Origin of the sequence: Bradyrhizobium cosmicum, assembly GCF_032290525.1 — a bacterium.
Taxonomy (GTDB): Bacteria; Pseudomonadota; Alphaproteobacteria; order Rhizobiales; family Xanthobacteraceae; genus Bradyrhizobium; species Bradyrhizobium cosmicum_A.
Genome location: NZ_JASXTA010000037.1, coordinates 25,619 through 45,085 on the forward strand (window position 1 = coordinate 25,619; position 19,467 = coordinate 45,085).

14 protein-coding genes are annotated in these 19,467 nt (G+C 65.4%); 7 read left to right on the plus strand and 7 right to left on the minus strand.

The window, feature by feature from the left end; genetic code table 11:
• Window positions 1-22 precede the first annotated feature (22 nt).
• Window positions 23-880, plus strand: coding sequence for an NAD(P)-dependent oxidoreductase (locus QSV46_RS36945; RefSeq protein WP_314963462.1), 858 nt, complete (start codon window positions 23-25; stop codon window positions 878-880).
• Here QSV46_RS36945 and QSV46_RS36950 read toward each other — a convergent pair.
• Complete coding sequence (locus tag QSV46_RS36950) at window positions 877-1,317, minus strand: AAA family ATPase (protein WP_314963488.1); 441 nt, start codon at window positions 1,315-1,317, stop codon at window positions 877-879. The two genes, QSV46_RS36945 and QSV46_RS36950, sit on opposite strands and share 4 nt — an antisense overlap.
• A gap of 183 nt (window positions 1,318-1,500) precedes the next feature.
• Here QSV46_RS36950 and panE point away from each other — a divergent pair, with 183 nt between their 5' ends.
• On the plus strand, window positions 1,501-2,430 hold the full coding sequence (gene panE / locus QSV46_RS36955; RefSeq protein ID WP_314963491.1) for a 2-dehydropantoate 2-reductase: 930 nt from the start codon (window positions 1,501-1,503) through the stop codon (window positions 2,428-2,430).
• On the opposite strand, the gene recG is transcribed toward panE, so the two are convergent.
• Window positions 2,427-4,535 (minus strand): ATP-dependent DNA helicase RecG, encoded by a 2,109-nt coding sequence (gene recG / locus QSV46_RS36960; RefSeq protein WP_314963464.1) that lies wholly within the window; start codon window positions 4,533-4,535, stop codon window positions 2,427-2,429. The genes panE and recG overlap by 4 nt on opposite strands.
• Window positions 4,536-4,732: 197 nt before the next feature.
• Between recG and QSV46_RS36965 the strand changes: the two genes are divergently transcribed.
• From QSV46_RS36965 to QSV46_RS36980, 4 genes are all read left to right on the plus strand, one after another.
• Window positions 4,733-5,023, plus strand: a complete 291-nt coding sequence (locus tag QSV46_RS36965) for a succinate dehydrogenase assembly factor 2 (RefSeq protein WP_314963467.1) — start codon at window positions 4,733-4,735, stop codon at window positions 5,021-5,023.
• Complete coding sequence (mfd, locus tag QSV46_RS36970; protein ID WP_314963470.1) at window positions 5,020-8,538, plus strand: transcription-repair coupling factor; 3,519 nt, start codon at window positions 5,020-5,022, stop codon at window positions 8,536-8,538. Before QSV46_RS36965 ends, mfd begins: the two co-directional genes overlap by 4 nt.
• Window positions 8,539-8,787: 249 nt before the next feature.
• Window positions 8,788-8,997 carry a cold-shock protein gene (locus tag QSV46_RS36975; protein WP_314963472.1) on the plus strand — a complete coding sequence of 70 codons (210 nt, stop codon included), beginning with the start codon at window positions 8,788-8,790 and terminating at the stop codon, window positions 8,995-8,997.
• 202 nt (window positions 8,998-9,199) lie between these two features.
• Entirely contained in the window at window positions 9,200-10,315 is a 1,116-nt protein-coding gene (locus QSV46_RS36980; protein WP_314963494.1) for an acyl-CoA desaturase, read from the plus strand.
• A gap of 152 nt (window positions 10,316-10,467) precedes the next feature.
• Here QSV46_RS36980 and QSV46_RS36985 read toward each other — a convergent pair whose 3' ends face one another.
• Both QSV46_RS36985 and QSV46_RS36990 read right to left on the minus strand, forming a co-directional pair.
• Window positions 10,468-12,696: a xanthine dehydrogenase family protein molybdopterin-binding subunit gene (locus tag QSV46_RS36985; protein ID WP_314963474.1), complete on the minus strand. Its 2,229-nt coding sequence runs from the start codon at window positions 12,694-12,696 to the stop codon at window positions 10,468-10,470.
• A gap of 10 nt (window positions 12,697-12,706) precedes the next feature.
• Window positions 12,707-13,177 (minus strand): (2Fe-2S)-binding protein, encoded by a 471-nt coding sequence (locus QSV46_RS36990; protein ID WP_314963477.1) that lies wholly within the window; start codon window positions 13,175-13,177, stop codon window positions 12,707-12,709.
• A 124-nt stretch (window positions 13,178-13,301) separates the two neighbouring features.
• On the opposite strand from QSV46_RS36990, the gene QSV46_RS36995 reads away from it, so the two are divergent.
• Entirely contained in the window at window positions 13,302-14,195 is an 894-nt protein-coding gene (locus QSV46_RS36995; protein WP_314963480.1) for a LysR family transcriptional regulator, read from the plus strand.
• Window positions 14,196-14,204: 9 nt separating this feature from the next.
• Here QSV46_RS36995 and QSV46_RS37000 read toward each other — a convergent pair whose 3' ends face one another.
• The 3 genes from QSV46_RS37000 to QSV46_RS37010 all read right to left on the minus strand — a co-directional run bounded on the left by QSV46_RS37000 (window position 14,205) and on the right by QSV46_RS37010 (window position 18,880).
• Complete coding sequence (locus QSV46_RS37000; RefSeq protein WP_314963482.1) at window positions 14,205-15,425, minus strand: GGDEF domain-containing protein; 1,221 nt, start codon at window positions 15,423-15,425, stop codon at window positions 14,205-14,207.
• 85 nt (window positions 15,426-15,510) lie between these two features.
• Window positions 15,511-17,013, minus strand: a complete 1,503-nt coding sequence (locus tag QSV46_RS37005; RefSeq protein WP_314963485.1) for a class I adenylate-forming enzyme family protein — start codon at window positions 17,011-17,013, stop codon at window positions 15,511-15,513.
• Window positions 17,014-17,017: 4 nt separating this feature from the next.
• Window positions 17,018-18,880 (minus strand): extracellular solute-binding protein, encoded by a 1,863-nt coding sequence (locus QSV46_RS37010; protein WP_314963497.1) that lies wholly within the window; start codon window positions 18,878-18,880, stop codon window positions 17,018-17,020.
• Window positions 18,881-19,467 lie beyond the last annotated feature (587 nt).

A 19,467-nucleotide genomic window follows, 5' to 3' on the forward strand; every position in this document is an offset into this window, starting at 1 on the left:
GGTGTTCGATCTGGAGTGCATGATGTCCAAGACCATTGCGATCCTCGCCCCCGGCGCCATGGGCAGCGCCGTGGCCCGCCGCCTCAGCGAAAACGGCGCACGCGTGCTGACGTCGCTGAAGGGGCGGAGCGAGGCAACACTGAAGCGTGCCGCGGATGCCGGCATGGTCGGCGCCGAGGACGACGCGATCGCGGAGGCCGACATCATCCTCTCGATCGTGCCGCCGGGCGAGGCCGTGGCGCTGGCCGAAAGGCTGGCCGGGCTGATCGTCCGGCGCGAGAAGAAACCGGTCGTGGTCGACTGCAACGCGGTCAACGTCGATACCGTGCAACGGATCGAGGAGATCATCGGCTCGGCGCGGGCGCCGTTCGTCGATGGCGGCATCATCGGCTTCCCGCCGCAGCGAGGTGGCAAGAGCCCGGCCTTCTACATGTCCGGCGAGCACGCCGGCGACGTCGCCGTGCTGAAGGATTTCGGCCTCGACGTACGCATCGTCGAAGGTCCGGTCGGAGCGGCCTCCGCGCTGAAAATGTCCTACGCCGGCATCGTCAAGGGCCTCGCCGGCATCGGCTCGGCCATGGTGGTCGCGGCGACGAAAGCGGGCGCGGCGGATGCGCTGCGCGGCGAGCTGGCGCTGAGCCAGCCCGCGATTCTGGCGCGGCTCGAGGTCGCGCTGCCGGACATGCTTCCAAAAGCCTATCGCTGGGTTGCGGAGATGCGGGAGATCTCCGGATTTCTAGGTCCCGATCATCCGGCCAGCCAGATCTACGAGGGCTTTGCACGCTGGTTCGAGCATCTCGCCGAGGACGTGAAAGGCGAGGCGGTGGATGCGGAGCTGATGAAGGCGTTCGCCGCGCGTATCGCGCAGAAGAAAGCCTAGTCGTCCGTACCTGCGGAAATCGACTCCAGAAAACCCTGGATGTCCCGGTCGCGCCTCAAGCGCACGACGGGGACATCAGAGCCATATTGCAGGCGCTCGGCCTCGATGACGGGCGTGCGCTCGGTGCCGTAGCGCCACGCCTCCCGCATCAATTTCCAGTCGAACTGCTCCGGACACCCCTCGGGCAAATCAGATCGCGTCGCGTCGCGATCGAAAGCCGAGCGCCAGAGAATGCGCCATTGGCAGAGCCAACGCGGCCGGTCGATGACGACCAGCGTATCGGCGCGGGCGAGCGTGAGATCGAAGGCGAGCCCCGAAAAGCTGCCGTCGACGACCCATGCGTCGCCTGCGATTGCCTCCGTGACGCGCGTTCGAAAGCCCGGTCTGTCGGACGGCTTCCAGCCCGGCCGCCAGTACAGCACGTCGAGATGCACCACGGGCAATCCGAGCTTCCGCCCGAGATTCCGCGAGAGGCTTGTCTTTCCGCTTCCCTGGGAGCCAACGACGATGATCCGGCGCATGGCGGGAAGGTTTCACGAAATCGGCCGAGACGAAAGATTCGACTTGCCGTTCCAGGAGCGGGATGGCTGTATGTGCGATGCATGCAAATGGGAGTTCGAATGAGAGTGCTGGTGGTCGGCGCAGGCGCGCTTGGCGGTTATTACGGCGCTTGTCTGGACCGAGCCGGGCGCGACGTGGCCTTGCTGGTGCGCGAGAAGCGGGCCGAGCAGCTGCGCCAGAACGGATTGCAGGTCGTGAGCCCGCATGGCGATTTTGCCGTGCAGCCGAAGATCCTCCTGGCCAATGACCTCAAGCACCCGTTCGACGTTGTGCTGGTCGGCGTAAAGTCCTATTCGCTCGACGACGCCATGAGGCAGTTTGCGCTGGCCGTTGGTGCCGACACGATGATTCTGCCGATACTCAACGGGTTGAAACATATCGACGCGCTGACCGCGCGGTTCGGCGCAACGCGCGTCCTCGGCGGGCTTGCGAATGTCAGTGCGGGGCTCGATGCCGATGGCCGTGTCGTTCAGTTCATGGCCAATCAGACGATTGTCTTCGGCGAGACCGAGGGGGCGTTAAGCGAGCGTGTGCTCGCGCTGGAAGCACTGCTTCAGGTCCCGGGTATCGACGTGCGCGCCAGCGAAGCGATCATGCAGGACATGTGGGAAAAGTTCGTCCAGCTCAGCACGGTCGCCGGCATCACCTGCCTGATGCGCGCGAGTATCGGCGATATCCTGACCGTCCCGAACGGCGAGCGATCGATCTTCCGCTTGTTCGCGGAATGCTGCGCCGTCGCCACCGCTTCTGGATTCGAGCCGCGCGCTCCGTTCATCGAATTTGACCGAAAGCTGTTCACGACCCGGGACTCTCCGCTCAAGGCCTCGATGTTGCGCGATATCGAGCGCGGTTCAATCACCGAGGCGGAACATATCCTCGGCGATATGGCCAATCGGGCCCGGACGCTCGGCATCGACACGCCGCTGCTGGATCTGGCCCGCGCCCATGTGGCGGCCTATGAGGTTGGGCGGCAGAGAACGGCCAGCTAACCCGCGCCGATCAGCGGGATCGCCTCGTCGCGCTCGTAGAGATACAGCAGGCACCGCAGCGCCTCGCCGCGCTCGCCCTTCAGCTTCGGATCGTCCTTCAGGATCCGCAGCGCCTCGTCGCGGGCTTGCGTGATGAGCTGGCCGTGGACTTCCGACCGCGCGATGCGATAGCCGGGCAGGCCGCTTTGGCGCACGCCCAGCACGTCGCCTTCGCCGCGCAGCTTCAGATCTTCCTCGGCGATGCGAAAACCGTCGGTGGTCTCACGGATCACCTTCAGCCGGGCCTTCGACATCTCGCCGAGCGGGTCCGAGTAGAGCAGCAGACACGTCGAAGCTTCCGAGCCGCGCCCGATGCGGCCGCGCAACTGGTGCAGCTGGGCAAGGCCAAAGCGCTCGGCATTCTCGATCACCATAATGGTGGCGGCCGGCACGTCGACGCCGACCTCGACCACGGTGGTCGCGACCAGCAGCCCGATCTCGTGGGCGGCGAACCGGCCCATTACGCGGTCCTTCTCGGTGCCCTTCATCTGGCCGTGGACGAGGCCGACGCGGTCGCCGAAACGTTTTTGCAGGCTCTCGAAACGCTTGGTCGCGTTGGTGAGGTGCTCGGTGCCTTCTGCCTCGGATTCCTCGACCAGCGGGCAGATCCAGTAGACCAGCTTGCCCGATTCGAGCGCGCGGCCGATGCTGTCCGTGACCTCGTCGAGGCGGCTCATCGAAATGGTGCGGGTCTCGATCGGCTGGCGGCCGGCGGGTTTTTCGCGCAACTCGGAGATATCCATGTCGCCGAAATAGGTCAGCACCAGCGTGCGCGGGATCGGCGTCGCGCTCAGCACCAGCACGTCGACGGCCTCGCCCTTCGAGGTCAGCGCGAGCCGTTCGCGCACGCCAAAACGGTGCTGCTCGTCGACGATGGCAAGGGCAAGATCGCTGAAGATCACGTCGTCCTGGATCAGCGCATGGGTGCCGACCAGGAGATGGATCTCGCCGGCTTCAAGTTGCGCCAGCAGCTCGCGCCGCTCCTTGCCCTTTTCCCGCCCGGTGAGGATCGCGACCCGCATTCCGGCGCGCTCGGCGAGCGGCGCGATGGTCTTGATGTGCTGCCGAGCCAGAATTTCAGTCGGGGCCATCAGCGCGGCCTGCTTGCCGACCTCGGCCACGGCCGCGGCGGCCAGCAGCGCAACCACGGTCTTGCCGGAGCCGACGTCACCCTGGAGCAGGCGCAGCATGCGCACCGGCTGTTGCAGATCGTTAGCGATCGCCGCGGCCGCGTCGCGCTGGGAGAGCGTCAAGGCATAGGGCAGGGCGTTGATGATCTTGGCGCGCAAATGGCCGTCGCCTGCATTGCGCACCCCGGCCGGACGGCGCAATTGCGCGCGGATCAGTGCGAGCGCGAGCTGGCCGGCGAGTAACTCGTCGAAGGCGAGGCGCGACCAGAACGGCTGGTCGGGCAAAATGTCCGTGAGCTCGACCGGCTGGTGCACGCGGTTGAGGGCTTCAGCGATCGGCGGAAAATTGCAGCGGCGCATCACCTCCGGGCTGATCCATTCCGGCAGCGCCGGCAGCTTTTGCAGCGCCTGCGCGACCGCGCGGCGGAGCGAGCCGAGCGCGAGACCCTCCGTCAGCGGATAGACCGGGTCGATGCCCGACAGTTTTGAGATCGCCTCCTCGTCCAGCACGCGGTCGGGATGCACGATCTGCGGGATGCCGTCATACATCTGCAGCGTGCCGGAGACGAAGCGCTTCGAGCCCACCGGTAGCAGCTTCTCGACATAGCCCGGCTTGGCGCGGAAGAAGGTCAGCACGACGTCGCCAGTGTCGTCGTTGGCGTAGACGAGATAGGGCGCGCGGGCGTTGCGCGGCGGCGGAGGGCGGTGGCGGTCGACGGTGACCTCCAGGGTCACCATGGTTCCCTGGGCGGCGTCGCGGATTTTCGGCCGGACGCGGCGGTCGATGACCTGGCTCGGCAAATGCAGCAGCAGGTCGACCAGCCGCGGTGTCTCGCTCCGGCCGAGCAGGTACTGCAGCAGCTTGTCCTGCTTCGGACCGACGCCGGGCAGGCTGGTCACGGCAGCAAACAGCGGATTGAGCAGGCTGGGGCGCATGAGAGCGAATCTAGGATCGTTTCGGCCCGTCATGCCCGGCTTTATGCCGGGCATCCACGTCTTTTTTCGTCGCCCGTGGCGGTCGCGAGCCAGAACAGATTGAAGACGCAAATCGAGGGCTGACATGGCCCGCCCGAGTAGCTATATCACGCCGGCCCGGCACGTCCGGGCTTTCTGCGTTTGACTGGATTTGAGACATGACGGGAACGACACGATCGAGCAACGGGCTGGACGACCGCCGCAAGCGGCTGCTGTTCCGCTGCTGGCACCGCGGTACGCGCGAGATGGATCTGATCCTCGGCCGCTTCGCGGATGCCGAGATCGGCAAGCTGTCGGATGACGAGCTGACGCAGCTCGAGACCCTGCTCGAGGCCAACGACCCCGATCTCTATGCCGCCATCACCGGCGACAAGGTGCTGCCGGCCGAGGTCACCGGCGCGCTGTTTGCCCGCATCAAGGCGTTTCCGATCGCGGACCGCGACGCATGAAGCAGGGGATGAAATCTCCGGCCGAGCTGCTCACGCCCGGCCGCGCGCTGACGCTTGCCAATGTTGCCGAGGGTGCCGAGGGCCTCGTCGTCTCCGATCTCGCGCGCGCAATCGCGGCGCGCCCGAAGAAGCCGGCCGTCAGCCTTGCGGTGGTCTGCCGCGACGGTGCACGGATGCAGCAGCTCGAACGCTCGCTCCAGTTCTTCGCGCCCGACCTGCCGGTGCTGACCTTCCCGGCCTGGGACTGTCAGCCCTATGACCGGGTTTCGCCGCATGGCGGCATCCTGGCGCAACGCCTGACCACGCTGGCGCGGCTCGCGCCGCTGACCGGCAGTGACAAGCCGCTGATCGTGCTCACTACGGTGAACGCAATCGTGCAGCGTGTGCCTGCGCGCGAGCTCGTCGCGGCGCAGGCGCTGTCGGTTGCGCCCGGCAACGTCGTGCCGATGGACACCATCATCGCCTGGCTTGAGCACAACGGCTACAATCGCTCCTCGACCGTGCGCGAGCCCGGCGAATACGCCGTCCGCGGCGGCATTCTCGATCTCTTCCCGGCCGGCCTCGACCAGCCCGTCCGCTTCGACTTCTTCGGCGACAGCCTGGAATCGATCCGCACTTTTGACGCCGAGACCCAGCGCACGCTGCTCGACATGCGCGCGCTCGACCTCGTCCCGATCTCGGAATTCCAGCTCGTCACCGACACCATCCGCCGTTTCCGCATGGGCTATGTCGCCGAGTTCGGCGCGCCCGAGCGCGACGATGCGCTGTACGAGGCGGTCAGCGAGGGCCGTCGTCATCCCGGCATGGAGCACTGGCTGCCGCTGTTCCAGGACCGGATGGACACGCTGTTCGACTATCTGCAAGGCGCAGCGGTGGCGATCGAGCCGCAGGCCGAGGACGCCGTCCGCGAGCGCTTCAAGCAGATCGTCGATTACTACCAGGCCCGCCGCGACGCGATGGAGCATCCCGGTGGCGGCGCCATCTACAAGCCGCTGCCGCCGGACCGGCTGTATTTTACCGAAGAGGAGTGGACCAAACGCCTCGGCGACATCCCGCTGGCGCGGCTGACGCAGTTTTCGGTGCCGGCCGATGGCACGAGTGTCGTCGATGCGGGCGCGCGCAAGGGGCGTGACTTCGCGCCCGAGCGTAACGACAGCACCGTCAACGTGTTCGAATCCGTCGTCAGTCACGTCATGGCGCTGCACGCTCAGCGCAAGAAGGTGGTGATCGCGCTGTGGAGCGAAGGCTCGCGCGACCGCATGACCTCGATGCTGCGCGATCACAAGCTGCCCCACATCACCAGCGTCAACAGCTGGCGGACGGTGCAGGCCACCCCGCGCAACGAGACCATGCTCGCCGTGCTCGGCCTGGAGAGCGGCTTCGAGACCGACGAGATCGCGCTGATCAGCGAGCAGGACATCCTCGGGGACCGCCTGGTCCGGCCCCGCAAGGCCAGCCGCAAGCTCGACAATTTCATCTCTGAGGTGACGAGCCTTGCCGCCGGCGACATCGTCGTCCACGTCGATCACGGCATCGGTCGCTTCGTCGGCCTGCAGACCCTCGACGTCGCCGGCGCGCCGCATGACTGTCTCGAATTGCACTACGCCGCCGAGACGAAGCTGTTCCTGCCCGTCGAGAACATCGAGTTGCTGTCGCGCTACGGCTCCGACCAGACCACGGTCGAGCTGGATCGTCTGGGTGGCAGCGGCTGGCAGACCCGCAAGGCGAAACTGAAGAACCGCATCCGCGAGATCGCGGGCGAGCTGATCAAGATCGCCGCGGCGCGCCATCTGCACGAGGCGCCGAAGCTGCCGGTGCAGCCGGGCCTCTACGACGAGTTCTGCGCGCGCTTCCCCTATGACGAGACCGAGGACCAGCTCGGCGCCATCGAATCCACCCTGAAGGACCTCGAACTCGGCCGTCCGATGGACCGGCTGATCTGCGGCGACGTCGGCTTCGGCAAGACCGAGGTGGCGCTGCGCGCGGCCTTCGCCGTCGCGCTCGAAGGCAAGCAAGTCGCTGTCGTGGTGCCGACCACGCTGCTGGCGCGCCAGCACGCAAAGACCTTCACCGACCGCTTCAAGGGCTTTCCGGTGAACGTGGCGCAGGCTTCGCGCTTGATTCCGACAAAACAGCTCAACGAGGTCAAGAAGGGCATCGCCGACGGCTCGGTCGACATCGTCGTCGGTACCCACGCGCTGCTCGGCAAGGCGATCAAGTTCCGCGATCTCGGCCTCGTCATCGTCGACGAGGAGCAGCATTTCGGCGTCACCCACAAGGAACGGCTGAAGGCGCTTCGCTCCGAAGTGCACGTGCTGACATTGTCGGCGACGCCGATCCCGCGCACGCTGCAACTGGCGCTCACCGGCGTGCGCGAGCTCTCGATCATCGCCTCGCCGCCGGTCGACCGTCTCGCGGTGCGCACCTTCGTCGCTCCGCATGACCCGCTGATGATCCGCGAAGCGCTTTTGCGCGAGCGCTATCGCGGTGGCCAGGCGTTCTACGTGGTACCGCGCATCGACGACCTCGCCGAGGTCAAGGATTTCCTCGACAAGAACGTGCCGGAGATGAAGGTCGCGGTCGCGCACGGCCAGATGCCGCCCGCCGTCATCGAAGACATCATGACCGCGTTCTACGACGGCAAGTTCGACATCCTCCTGTCGACCACCATCGTGGAATCCGGCCTCGACATTCCCAACGCCAACACCCTGATCGTGCATCGCGCCGACATGTTCGGTCTCGCCCAGCTCTATCAGCTCCGCGGCCGCGTCGGCCGCTCCAAGCTGCGCGCCTATGCGTTGTTCACGTTGCCGGCGCAGCAGAAGATCACCGCGCAGGCAGAGCGCCGGCTCACCGTGTTGCAATCGCTGGAGACGCTCGGCGCTGGCTTCCAGCTCGCCTCGCACGACCTCGACATCCGCGGCGCCGGCAATCTGCTCGGCGAGGAGCAGTCGGGCCACATCAAGGAGGTCGGCTTCGAGCTCTATCAATCGATGCTGGAGGAGGCGATCGTCAACCTCAAGGCCGGCGTGTCCGAGCCCGCCGCCGACCGCTGGTCGCCGTCGATCACCATCGGCATGCCCGTGCTGATTCCGGAGGACTATGTCGGCGATCTCTCGGTCCGGCTGTCGCTGTACCGGCGTCTCGCCGACCTCGACACCGAAGAAGAAATCGAGAACTTTGGCGCCGAGATGCGCGACCGTTTTGGCGTGCTGCCGGACGAAGTGCGCTATCTGTTCAAGGTCGCCGCGATCAAGGCGTTCTGCCGAAGGGCCAATGTCGGCAAGATCGACGCCGGTCCGAAGGGCGCGGTCATCGCGTTCCGCGACAATTCGTTCGCTCATCCCGACCGCCTGGTGTCGTTCATCCGCAGCTATGGCCAGGCTGCCAAGGTGCGGCCCGACATGAAGGTGGTATTTTTACAGGACTGGGAGACGCCGGAAGAGCGTCTGGCCGGAACCACCGAGATCATGCGGCAGCTGGCGCAACTCGCGCAGGCCAAGAAGGCGGCGTAGCGGCCCAAGGTCCTGGAGGCGGCGCGGCGCGAAACGCTGTTCCGCGCCTGGATCCCGAAATAGCGACATATTGGCCACTTGCGGAATGATTGGAGAAGAGCCATATTCCACGAATCGAGTTTCGGCCGAACGACTTGGCCTCGCCGCTGAATAGCGTGCCTGACTGACGACCCTCCCTCCAGATCTCGAATTCGCTGACCGTGCTCCTGAGCGCGGTCCCAAAACTTATCTATCCTAAAGGACGACCCTATGACTACGGGAACTGTGAAGTGGTTTAACGGCCAAAAAGGTTTCGGCTTCATTCAGCCTGACCAGGGTGGCCAGGACGTATTCGTTCATATCAGCGCCGTTGAACGCGCCGGCATGAGCACCCTCAATGAGGGCCAGAAGGTTTCCTTCGAAGTCGTCGCAGACCGCCGCACCGGCAAGTCTTCGGCGGACAATCTGCGCGCCGCCTAGGCTGACGCAATCGATACTATGTTGCTTTGACCACGGATGTACTGGCAGAGCTTCTGGTTCTTTCGACCCGCGACTGGTTTACCGGCCGCGGGTTTTTTTACACCGGTTGCGGGTTGGCCCGCCCATCGAAACAGCTGAGGTCGCGAGCGTGTCTATCAATATCGATTCAGGCCGGGAACCCGAGGACGAGCATGACGACGTCATGTATCCGCAGGTCCTGCCGTTTGTATTGGTCCACGCCGGATGCGTCGCAGCGATCTGGTCGGGCGTCTCGTGGCAGGCCATTGTCATTTGCGCGGTTCTGTACTGGTTGCGCATGTTCGGGGTCACGGCCGGATATCATCGCTACTTCTCGCATCGGGCCTACGCGACCAGCCGGGTGTTTCAATTCCTCCTGGCCTTCCTGGCCCAGAGCAGCGCGCAGAAAAGCGTGCTCTGGTGGGCCGCCAAGCATCGCCATCATCATCTCCACTCGGACACGGCGCACGACGTGCATTCGCCCCGGCACAAGGGCTTCCTCTACAGTCACCTCGGCTGGATCTTCTACCGGCAGCACGATGCGACCGACCTGGTGAAGGTATCGGATCTGGCGGCCTATCCCGAGTTGATGTGGCTGCACAGGCTGGAGCTTCTGCCGGCATTCGTGCTCGCGGGCCTCTGCTTCCTCATCGCCGGGTGGTCGGGGCTTGTGGTCGGCTTCCTCTGGAGCACCGTGCTGGTGTATCACGCGACCTTCTGCATCAACTCTCTCGCGCATGTTCACGGCCGCAGGCGGTATGTGACCGGCGACGATTCCCGCAACAACTGGCTGCTCGCCTTCTTCACCATGGGGGAGGGGTGGCACAACAATCACCACGCCTATCAGGCCAGCGCGCGGCAGGGCTTCTACTGGTACGAGATCGACTTCACCTATTATATCCTGGTAGCCTTGTCCTGGTTCGGGATCGTCCGGGATCTGAAGATGCCGCCCAGGCAGGTTCTGCGCAATGAGCATCGGTTGGGATCACGCGTTGTCAAACAGGCCGCTGAGCAGCTCGCCGCGCGCTTCAATCCCGAACACATCGCGCTGGCGATCAGAGCGTCGATTCATGAAACCGAATTGTCGGTCCGGGACGCGATCACTCTGTTACAGCATCGTGCGGATCTGCGCCTGTCCAGCATGCCGACCCGCGACCAACTGCTGGCCGAAGCGCAGCGCATGTTCACCAAGACCATATCGTTGGACGATATCGTCGATCGAGCCTACGAAGTTTTGAATGACTCTGTCGGCTTTCTCCTGGCCAGTCCAGCCAACGCGACAGCGAAGAGCGGCATCTAGCGTCGGGATGAGCAGCTCTCGCTGCCATATCCGACAATGACAGCGAAATCCACGCTAACGATCCGGTAGGTCACGTGACCTCAGGCTGCAATGGCCGTTGCCGCGCCGATAGCGCTGCCGGCACTGGTGATGAACCAGACGTTGCTCACGTGTCAGCTCTCGATGTTGAAGGGCAGTTGGCGCACCGGCTTGCCGGTCAGCCGCGTGATCGCGTTGGCGAAGGCAGGCGCCAGCGGCGGCAGGCCTGGTTCGCCCATCCCAGTCGGGGGATCGGCACTGGGCACGATGTGGACAGCGAACGCGGGAGTGCTCGTGATGCGCGCCACGGTGAAGTCGCCGTAGTTGCTCTGCTCGACGACACCGTCCTTGAGCGTGATGGACGAACCCGCAAGGCACATCGACATCCCCATGATCGCCGCACCCTGCACCTGGGCCTCAATGGTGCGCGGGTTCACGGCGAGATTGCAGTGAACGCCGGCAGTGACTTTATGCAGCACCGGCTGGCTATTCTTGATTGAAGCCTCGACGACGTAAGCCACAACGGAATCGAAGGATTCGTGCACAGCCACACCCCAGGCATGGCCGTCCGGCAGCGGAGTCTTGCCGTAGCCGCTCTTGTCGACAGCCAGCTGCAGGGCGTCGCGATGGCGGGGATGTTTGTTGCCGAACAGCTTCATCCGGTAGTCGACCGGATCCTGCTTGGTCGCGCGGGCGATCTCGTCGAGCAAAGCCTCCATCACAAAGGCCGTGTGGGTCGAGCCGACGCTGCGCCACCACAATACCGGCACGTTGAGCTTGGGATGATGCACGGTCAGGCGCATCGGCAGCGGGTAGGGCTCGCGCATCCCCTCCGTTGCCGAGACGTCGATGCCGTTCTTGATCTGGGACGCTGCGAACACGGTTCCGGCTAGGATAGACTGGCCGACGATGACATGATCCCAGGCCAGCACGTTGCCATGCTCGTCGAAGCCGATGCGGGCACGGTGCAGGTGCATGGGCCGATAGAAGCCACCTTTCATGTCGTCCTCGCGGCTCCAGATCGTGCGCACCGGCGCTTCCAGACCGGTGGCGCGTGCGGCTTTGGCGATCGCGCACGCCTCGACCACGACATCGCTGGTGCTGGAAAAGCGCCGGCCGAAGCCGCCGCCCGACATCTGCACGTTGACCAGCACCTGCTCAGACTTGAGGCCGAGCGCAGTCGCGGCGGCGGCTGCATCGAGACCAGCGCTTTGGCTCCCCATCCAGATCTCGGCGCGATCGTCGGAAAGCCGAACCGTGCAGTTCAGCGGCTCCATCGCCGCATGGGCGAGGTAGGGGAACACGAACTCCGCGTCCAGCTTCAGGGGCGCCGTAGCAAGCGGCGCCATGTCGGCGTCCAGTTTGCGGGGGCCCGGGCGATCCGCCAGTTCACGGTACTGGGCAAGTTGCTTTTCGCTGTCGACCTTCTCGACAGTCGAGGTGTTCCATTGCAGCTTCAGCGCGTCGCGGCCTTGCGTGGCCTGCCAGTACCCATCCGCAACGACGGCCACGCCCTCCGCGCCACTATTCAGTGGTACGCGAAGCACAGCTTTTACGCCCTTGATGGTGCGGGCGGCGCTATCGTCCAGCGAGGCGAGACGTGCGCCGAACACCGGCGGCCGTGCGACAACGGCGGTGAGCTGGCCCGGCAGGCGCATGTCGATGCCGAAATCCTGCCGTCCGCTGCTCTTGGCCTGCGCGTCCAGACGCTGGGTCGGACGGCCGATGATGCGGAAATCCTTCGGATCCTTCAGCGTGACGGTCGCTGGCACGGGGAGCGCCATAGCTGCGTCGGCCAGTTCGCCGTAACCCAGCTTGAGGTTGCCGGGCCCGAGCACCGTACCGGCCTCTGTGCGCAGCATGGCAATCTCGACCTTCCACCGCGCCGCCGCGGCGCTCAGCAACATGGCCCTGGCGCGAGCGCCGAGCTCACGATACTGCGTGAAACTGTTCTTGATGGTGTGCGAGCCGCCCGTGAGGTGGATGCCGAACAGCGGGTCGGCATAGGCGATGTCGTTGGTGCCGTGCTTGCTGCGCACCAGGCTCCAGTCGGCATCGAGTTCCTCGGCGAGGATCATCGGCAATGCAGTGTTGACGCCCTGGCCGAACTCCAGCCGGTTGATTGTGACCGTGACCTCGCCGTTGCTTGCAATCTGCACGAACGCGGAAGGCTGCTGCGTCGACTTGAGGGTGGAGGCGGCTTGACCCATCGCCGTGTAGGGATAGGCGCCGATCGCCAGCCCGGTGGCACCCGCCAACTTGAGGAAGCTTCGACGTGGCAGTGTGCGAGGGCCGGTGTGGTCGCGCTTGAGCATGTGCTGAAGGGCGCGGGGCCGTTCGCTCTCGTCGATATTGTAAAGCATGACGGCTCCTTCAGGCCAGCGTGCGCGCGGCATCGGTGATCGCGGCCCGGATGCGGGGATAGGTGCCGCAGCGGCAGATGTTGCCGTCCATCGCGGCATCGATTTCGGCGGCGGCTGGCTGCGCGCCCTTGGGCAGGGATTTGAGAAAGGCTGTGGCGCTCATGATCTGGCCGCTCTGGCAGTAGCCGCACTGGGCTACATCATGCTTGACCCATGCCGCATGCACGGCGGCGCCGATGCGGTCGGTGCCGTCGGTGATGGCCTCGATGGTGGTGAGCTTCTTGCCCTCGGCGTCGGAGGCGGGCGTGATGCAGGAACGAATGGCCTGGCCATCCATATGCACCGTGCAGGCGCCGCACAGCGCAGCGCCGCAGCCGAACTTGGTGCCCGTCAGTCCGATGACGTCGCGTAGCGCCCAGAGCAGGGGCATCGCAGGATCGGCGTCGATCGTGATCTCTCGGTTGTTCACTACAAGCTTCATGGGTTAGCTCCGTACGGCCTTTTGAGCAGACCCGCGGCCGGGGTTCGCCGACGCCAGATAGCCCTGTTTGTCGCTTCCCGATTAGACGCTATAATCGGGATGGGCTTATGTACGCGGTGCATGAATGAAACGAGATGATCTGTATGACCTCGCGGCCTTCGCTGCGGTCGCGGAGCGGGGCAGTTTTACCCGCGCGGCGGCCGAGCTCGGCATGTCGCAGTCGGCGTTGAGTCACGCCATGAAGGCGCTGGAGGAACGGCTCGGGGTGCGGCTGCTGTCGCGGACCACGCGCTCGGTATCGACGACAGAGGCGGGCGAGACGCTGCTGCGTTCACTGCGTCCCGCGCTGGACGAAATCTCCTCAGGCGTGGATGCAGTCAGCGCTCTGCGTGGCAAACTGTCCGGCACCGTCCGCGTCACGGCAACCAAGCACGCAGTCTCGTCCGTCGTGATGCCGGTCTTGCCGCGCTTCCTTGCCTCCCATCCCGAAATCCGGGTGGACATGATCGTCGACGACAATCTGACAGACGTCGTCGCGGACCGTATCGATGCCGGCATCCGTTTCGGCGACATCGTCGAGAAGGACATGATCGCGGTCCGCATTGGGCCCGACATCCGGATTTCCGTAGTCGGCGCGCCCTCCTATTTTGCCGACCATCCGGTGCCCAGGACGCCGCGCGACCTCGCCGGCCATCGCTGTATCAACTACCGGTATGTCAGGTCGGGTGGACTTTACGCCTGGGACTTCGAGGAGAAAGGCCGGCCGTTCCAAGTTCGCGTGGAGGGGCCGCTCGTGTTCAACAACTCAGATTTGATTCGGGAGGCCGCCTTGGCGGGGCAAGGGATTGCCTATGTCTACGCGGATGAGGTGGCAGCGGACGTCCAGGCTGGGCGGCTCAAGCAAATTCTGGAGAGATGGTGCCCGACGTACCCCGGCTATTATCTCTATCACCCGAGCCGGCGGCACGTTCCTCCGGCACTGGCCGCACTCATTGGCGTGCTCCGCTACAAGCGCTAGACGCGGCAGCTAAGACGCCGCCCGCGAGGCGTCCGCCGACAGCCGCCCGAGCAGCGACCTTGCCGTATCCGACGGCGACAGCGAGTCCACGCTGACCACGGGATCGCTGCGCATCTCGTGCTTGCCGTTGGACGTATGCCGCATCACCGCGGAGAGACGGCGGGCGATCATATGCGCCGTGCGGAAATCGGTCTCGGCGAACACCACGATGACCGAGCCGTCCTTCTGCGCCGTGCCAAAATCCATCTGCCGCATCAGGCGGCTCAGGATGCGCGCGGCATCGAGCTGGGCGCGGGAATTGCCGGGCTCGAAAGCGAAGCGCGCCACGGAGAGGCCGCCGCCGCGGGCGAGCGTCTGCTCCACGGCCTTGGAGAAATCACGCGCGAAGGCTTCCACGGTGAGCAGGCCACTGCGCGGATCGAGCCAGCCGCCGGCGTCGATCGAGCGCAGCGTGCGGCTCAATTGTGCTTCCATCGCATGCTGGCGGATCAGCGGCAGCGCATTGGCGGCAACCTTTGCCGGCTCGCCCGGGATCAGCTCGAGATTGGGCAAGTCGTAGCTCTGCGTGAGCTGGTGCGCGGTAACGACCACGGGCAGGCTGCGGAAGCGGGTGTCCTCGGCGAGCACGGTGAGAAAAGCATCCGTCACGCGTGCCGTAAAACCCTCGGCCAGCACGACGCCGTCGAGATCGCGGGTGTTGAGATGTTTCGCTGCGGCCTCGATCGAGAGCGCGCCGACGACGCCAACGCGTTCGCCGAGCGCGACGGAGAGCGCAGGATAGGCCGCGCCGCGGCCGATCAGGAGCACCGTGGCATCGCGTGCGGGATCGCCCTCCGGCAAGGGGACCTTTACCTCCGGCAGCCGGCGCAGCACGGTGGCATGGAGCGTGCGGATGCGCAGTGCGGCGCGGAGCCGCGCGATCAGGCGATCGGAATTGCCGCCGCGCGAGGAGTAGGGCAGGGCGTTGTGCGGGAGCGCGCCCGCCGCATCCAGCGCCACGAAGGGCAGGTAAGGCGATTGGTCCGCGATCTTCCTGGCGAGCGGCGCGATGTGCGGCTCGTGCCCGGCATGCATCGCAGCGAGAACCGCGGCCGGCTGCACCTGCTCGACCGCGCGCGCCGCGCCGGCCCAGTCGGTGTCGACGACGGGGAACAATCGGGCCTCGTCCAGCGCCGCAATGAAGCGCGGCCGCTCCGCATTGGACACAAACAGAATTGGGCCCTGGGACATTAGGAAACTCTGACCACGCAACAGATGCCGCGCAATCTAGTCCGGCCGCCTTAATGCAGCGTCAATGGAAGCAGCGAAACCGCGCCTAGACCGGCCCGGAGCGGTCGCGAAAAGCTTCGACCATCAGGGGGTTAAGCCCGAGTTCGTTGAGCGCCTCGCGGGCACGGGCATTGTCCTGGGCCCTGCCTGCAAGCCGGTGGCCCGAGAGCCGGTCGGGCAGCGCGGTGAGCAGGGCGCCCTGGCCGAGCCGTCGCGCCCATTCCTGGAGGTCGTTGGAGAGGAAACGGTAGCCGCCGACGGCCATGATGCCGGTGGGCGGGGCGGTGATGCAGATCGCGCCGCTCGGACGGTCGAGCCGGGCAGCATAACCGGTATCGACATAGTCGCGCGGCGGCTGCGCCGTCAGGGTTTCGCCGACCGGCTGCGGCGGGGCGTAGGCCGCAATCGGCACCATCGCTCCGCGCAGGCCGAGCGTGCCCTTCGGCGTCAGCAGGATCTCGCCGGCGATGGAGGAGCCCGCCTGCTCGCGCGGGGCGCCGTGAGGACCGGGCATCACCGGCACGGGCATGCCGTCCTCACCGCGGCGGGCGCCGAACAGCCCGGCCTCGCCGAACAGATAGACGTCGGTCAGCGGTGCATGCGGAGCGATCCAGGCATCGCTCGCCGCCACCTGCTCCGGTGCGCGCCAGAGGCCGATGACGTTGCGCAAGCTCGGCATTCGCGCCGCCAGATCGGAATCGCCGAGCCTCAGTGCGAGTTGCGCGGGGGCGATCAGCACCTCGCATTCATGCTCGTTGATCTGCTGCTCCAGCACCTCGTTCTCGAAGGGGTGATGCAGCGCCAGCGCGCCGCCGCACAGCAGCCACACCGCGAGCGAGGAGGCTAGCCCGGCGAACGACATCGGTGTGAACGCTGCCATCACGGTCGCGCCCTGCCTGATGTCGGCTTCCAGCGACATCGCGAGGCCGCCGGCGATCAGGCTGAAATGCGGCCGCGGCACCGGGCGAAACCCTTCCGCGGTGACGTCGAACGAGATCATCGCGGCCTTGCGGCCGTCCTGGATCACGGCGCGCGCGGTGCCGGGCGGGCGGGCCAGCACGTCGTCGAGCGAGGCCATGCCCTCGGGCAAATCGGTGCCGAAGCCGCAGACGTAACGGATCGAGAAAGCCTCCGCGGCCGCATGCATCGCAAGGTCGGCATAGCTGATGCCGTCGACCTTGCTCATGGTGACGATGGCGCGCGCCGCGGTGCGGTTCAGCGCGGCGGTCAGTTCCGCATGCCGCCACAGCAGCGGCAGCACCGCGACGACGAGGCCGGCGCGATGGGCGGCGAGCACAGTCAGCACGAACTCGACCGTGTTGGGGAGCTGGATCGCGATGACGGAATTGGCCGGCAGGCCCGATTCGACGAAATGCGCCGACAGCGCCTCGATGGCGGTATCGGCCTCGGCGTAGGTCATCCGCCGCGGCTGGTGGCCGGTGACGCGGGCCTTGTTGTTGGGATCGAGCAGGGCGGGCGCGTGCGGCTGCCGGGCCAGCGTGCGCTGAAACAGCGTGTCGAGCGTGGGCGATACGGCTGACTGGTTCACGGCGTCACTTTGCTTGATGAGCTTGCGGCTGCTCCTTCGACCACCAGGTCTCCGGCAGGTAGCCGGACAGCGAGGTGGCCTTGGGCCATTCTATCCGATTCCAGCGCGCGATCCATTGCTCGGATACGTTAAACAAGGGGATTGCATAAAATCCCGCGATCAAGGTGCGGTCGAGCGCCCGCACCGCCGAGACGAAAGCCGTATGTTCACGGGCCTCCAGCAGGGCCGCGATCATGGCATCGACGGCGGGATCCCTGGCACCCATGTAGTTGCGGGTCCCCTGATTGTCGGCGGCAGCGCTTCCCCAATAAAAAGACTGCTCGTTGCCGGGCGACAGCGACTGGTCCCACCGGTTCTGGATCATGTCGAACTCGTACGCGAGCCGACGCTGGTCGAATTGCACGGGATCGACGGCGCGCACGCTCGGCTCGATGCCGGCGCGCTTGAGGTCTCGCTGGAACGAAAGCGCGATGCGCTCCTGGTCGCGGGTCGTGACCAGCATCTCGAAGGTGAAGGGCGCCCTGGTCTTGCGGTTGCGCAGCACGGTGCCGTCGAGATCGTAACCGGCATCCGACAACAACTTCAGCGCGGCGCGCAGCGTGGTGCGGTCGCGCCCCGAGCCGTCGGTCACCGGCAGGCGGTAGCTGCCGTCCATGATGTCGGGTGGAATCTGCGCGGCATAGGGTTTCAGCAGCTCGCGCTCGCGCGGATCGGCAGGGCGGCCATAGGCCGAGAGGTCCGAGCCCGGAAAATAGCCGGCGACGCGCGCATAGAGTCCGAAGAAATAGTTGCGGTTGACCAGCTCGAAATCGAACAGGAGCGTCAGCGCCTGGCGCACGCGGATGTCGGCGAAGATCGGCCGCCTCGTGTTGAAGACCAGGAATTCGGAAGGTTGCGGCACGCCGGGCCTCACCGTGTCGCGGATCACCTCGCCGCTCCTGGCCGCGGGAAAATCGTAGCCCTCGTGCCAGCGCAGCGGCTCGTGCTCGACGCGGAAATCATAGAGGCCGCGCTTGAAGGCTTCGAACTGGCCGTTGGCCTCGCGAAAATAGTCGAGCCTGATCTCGTCGAAATTGTAGAGCCCGCGGTTGATGGCGAGGTCGCGGCCCCAATAGTCGCGATTGCGCGTGAGCGTGACGCTGGCGCCTGGCTTCACCGCGGTGACGCGATACGGGCCCGAGGCGATCGGGCCCGTCAGCGTCGTCTCCTCGAAGGTCGCGACGTCAACCGCATGCTTCGGCAGGATCGGCATCAGGCCGAGGATCAGCGGCAGCTCGCGGTCGTTGGCGCCGGTGAGGTCGAAGCGGACGGTGAGAGGATCGGGCGCCTCGGCCTTGGCGACCTTGGCATAGTACTGCCGGTGGTTGGGGCGGCCGTGATCGCGCAGCAGCTGCCAAGAGAACAGTACGTCTTCGGCCGCGACCTGCTTACCATCAGAGAAGCGGGCGCGGGGATCGAGGTGGAAGGTGACGTAGCCCCGCTCGTCATCGGTCTCGACGGTCCTGGCCAGCAAGCCGTAGAGCGTGAACGGCTCGTCCTGGCCGCGCGCGAGCAGGCTCTCGACCACGTAGTTCCGCACCGGCTGTACCGCCAGTCCCCTGACGATGAAGGGATTGAGGCTGTCGAAGGTGCCGAGAATGCCCCAGACCAGCCGGCCGCCCTTGGGAGCGTCAGGATTGGCGTAAGGCATGTGCTTGAAATCGGCAGGCATCGCCGGCTTGCCGTGCATGGCGAGGGCTTCCTCAGCCCATGCGCCGCCCGCCGGGAGCGCGGAAGCCAAGGTCAGGGTAACGGCCGAGACGAGGGCGCAAGGGCGGACGGGGAGGCGCTCAAAAAGGTTCTCGAGCGGGCGCTGGAACATGAACATCGGCACACGCTGATTCGAGGACCGGCGGGCCTGAATCCTATCACAGGGAATTTGGTGGGAGGCTGGCGCCAAGGCGGTCAAAGACGCTTGTCGGCATTGATCTTTTCGTCGGCCACGCTATGAAGGCGGGCAATCGCGCAAGAGCGCCGAGCCCGTCACTTATCCGCCTCAATTGACGGGGAGAGAGCCGCGCCCAAGGCGGCCAGGTTCGGCGCTTCGGAGCGGTTCGGGCACTTCCCGTTCAGAAAGGGTGATTTGGAGACCTTTGTTTTTTCAAAGTTTTTCAAGGGTTTCCCACTTGCGTTTCTTTTCTACTTTTTGGGAAATCGAGTACGGGTAAGGCGGTCTTAACCCCGTACAGCAGCAACCTGAACGCTCCGCACGCGACTAATCATCTTTGTCCTTCGGGATTAGGGCGTGTACTCATAAACGCTTGCCGCAGATCAGCGCGCCCAGTCTGCTGTGCCCTCGATAGCGGCGGAATAGCGGACATCCCTGAACCGCCGCTTGGGGCCATGTGTGGACGGCTCCGGGTTGGCAAGGAGAATCTTCACTTGCGGCGTTGGTCGGAGCAGCCATGTGTTCGG

Bases quoted from the DNA above. Each gene is read 5' to 3' on its own strand.
- recG (WP_314963464.1), bottom strand. From the start codon at position 4,535: ATGCGCCCCAGCCTGCTCAATCCGCTGTTTGCTGCCGTGACCAGCCTG.
- QSV46_RS36985 (WP_314963474.1), bottom strand. From the start codon at position 12,696: ATGCTTTACAATATCGACGAGAGCGAACGGCCCCGCGCCCTTCAGCAC.
- QSV46_RS36980 (WP_314963494.1), top strand. From the start codon at position 9,200: ATGTATCCGCAGGTCCTGCCGTTTGTATTGGTCCACGCCGGATGCGTC.
- QSV46_RS36990 (WP_314963477.1), bottom strand. From the start codon at position 13,177: ATGAAGCTTGTAGTGAACAACCGAGAGATCACGATCGACGCCGATCCT.
- QSV46_RS37000 (WP_314963482.1), bottom strand. From the start codon at position 15,425: ATGTCCCAGGGCCCAATTCTGTTTGTGTCCAATGCGGAGCGGCCGCGC.
- QSV46_RS36965 (WP_314963467.1), top strand. From the start codon at position 4,733: ATGACGGGAACGACACGATCGAGCAACGGGCTGGACGACCGCCGCAAG.
- QSV46_RS36945 (WP_314963462.1), top strand. From the start codon at position 23: ATGTCCAAGACCATTGCGATCCTCGCCCCCGGCGCCATGGGCAGCGCC.
- QSV46_RS36995 (WP_314963480.1), top strand. From the start codon at position 13,302: ATGAAACGAGATGATCTGTATGACCTCGCGGCCTTCGCTGCGGTCGCG.
- QSV46_RS36975 (WP_314963472.1), top strand. From the start codon at position 8,788: ATGACTACGGGAACTGTGAAGTGGTTTAACGGCCAAAAAGGTTTCGGC.
- mfd (WP_314963470.1), top strand. From the start codon at position 5,020: ATGAAGCAGGGGATGAAATCTCCGGCCGAGCTGCTCACGCCCGGCCGC.
- QSV46_RS37010 (WP_314963497.1), bottom strand. From the start codon at position 18,880: ATGTTCATGTTCCAGCGCCCGCTCGAGAACCTTTTTGAGCGCCTCCCC.
- panE (WP_314963491.1), top strand. From the start codon at position 1,501: ATGAGAGTGCTGGTGGTCGGCGCAGGCGCGCTTGGCGGTTATTACGGC.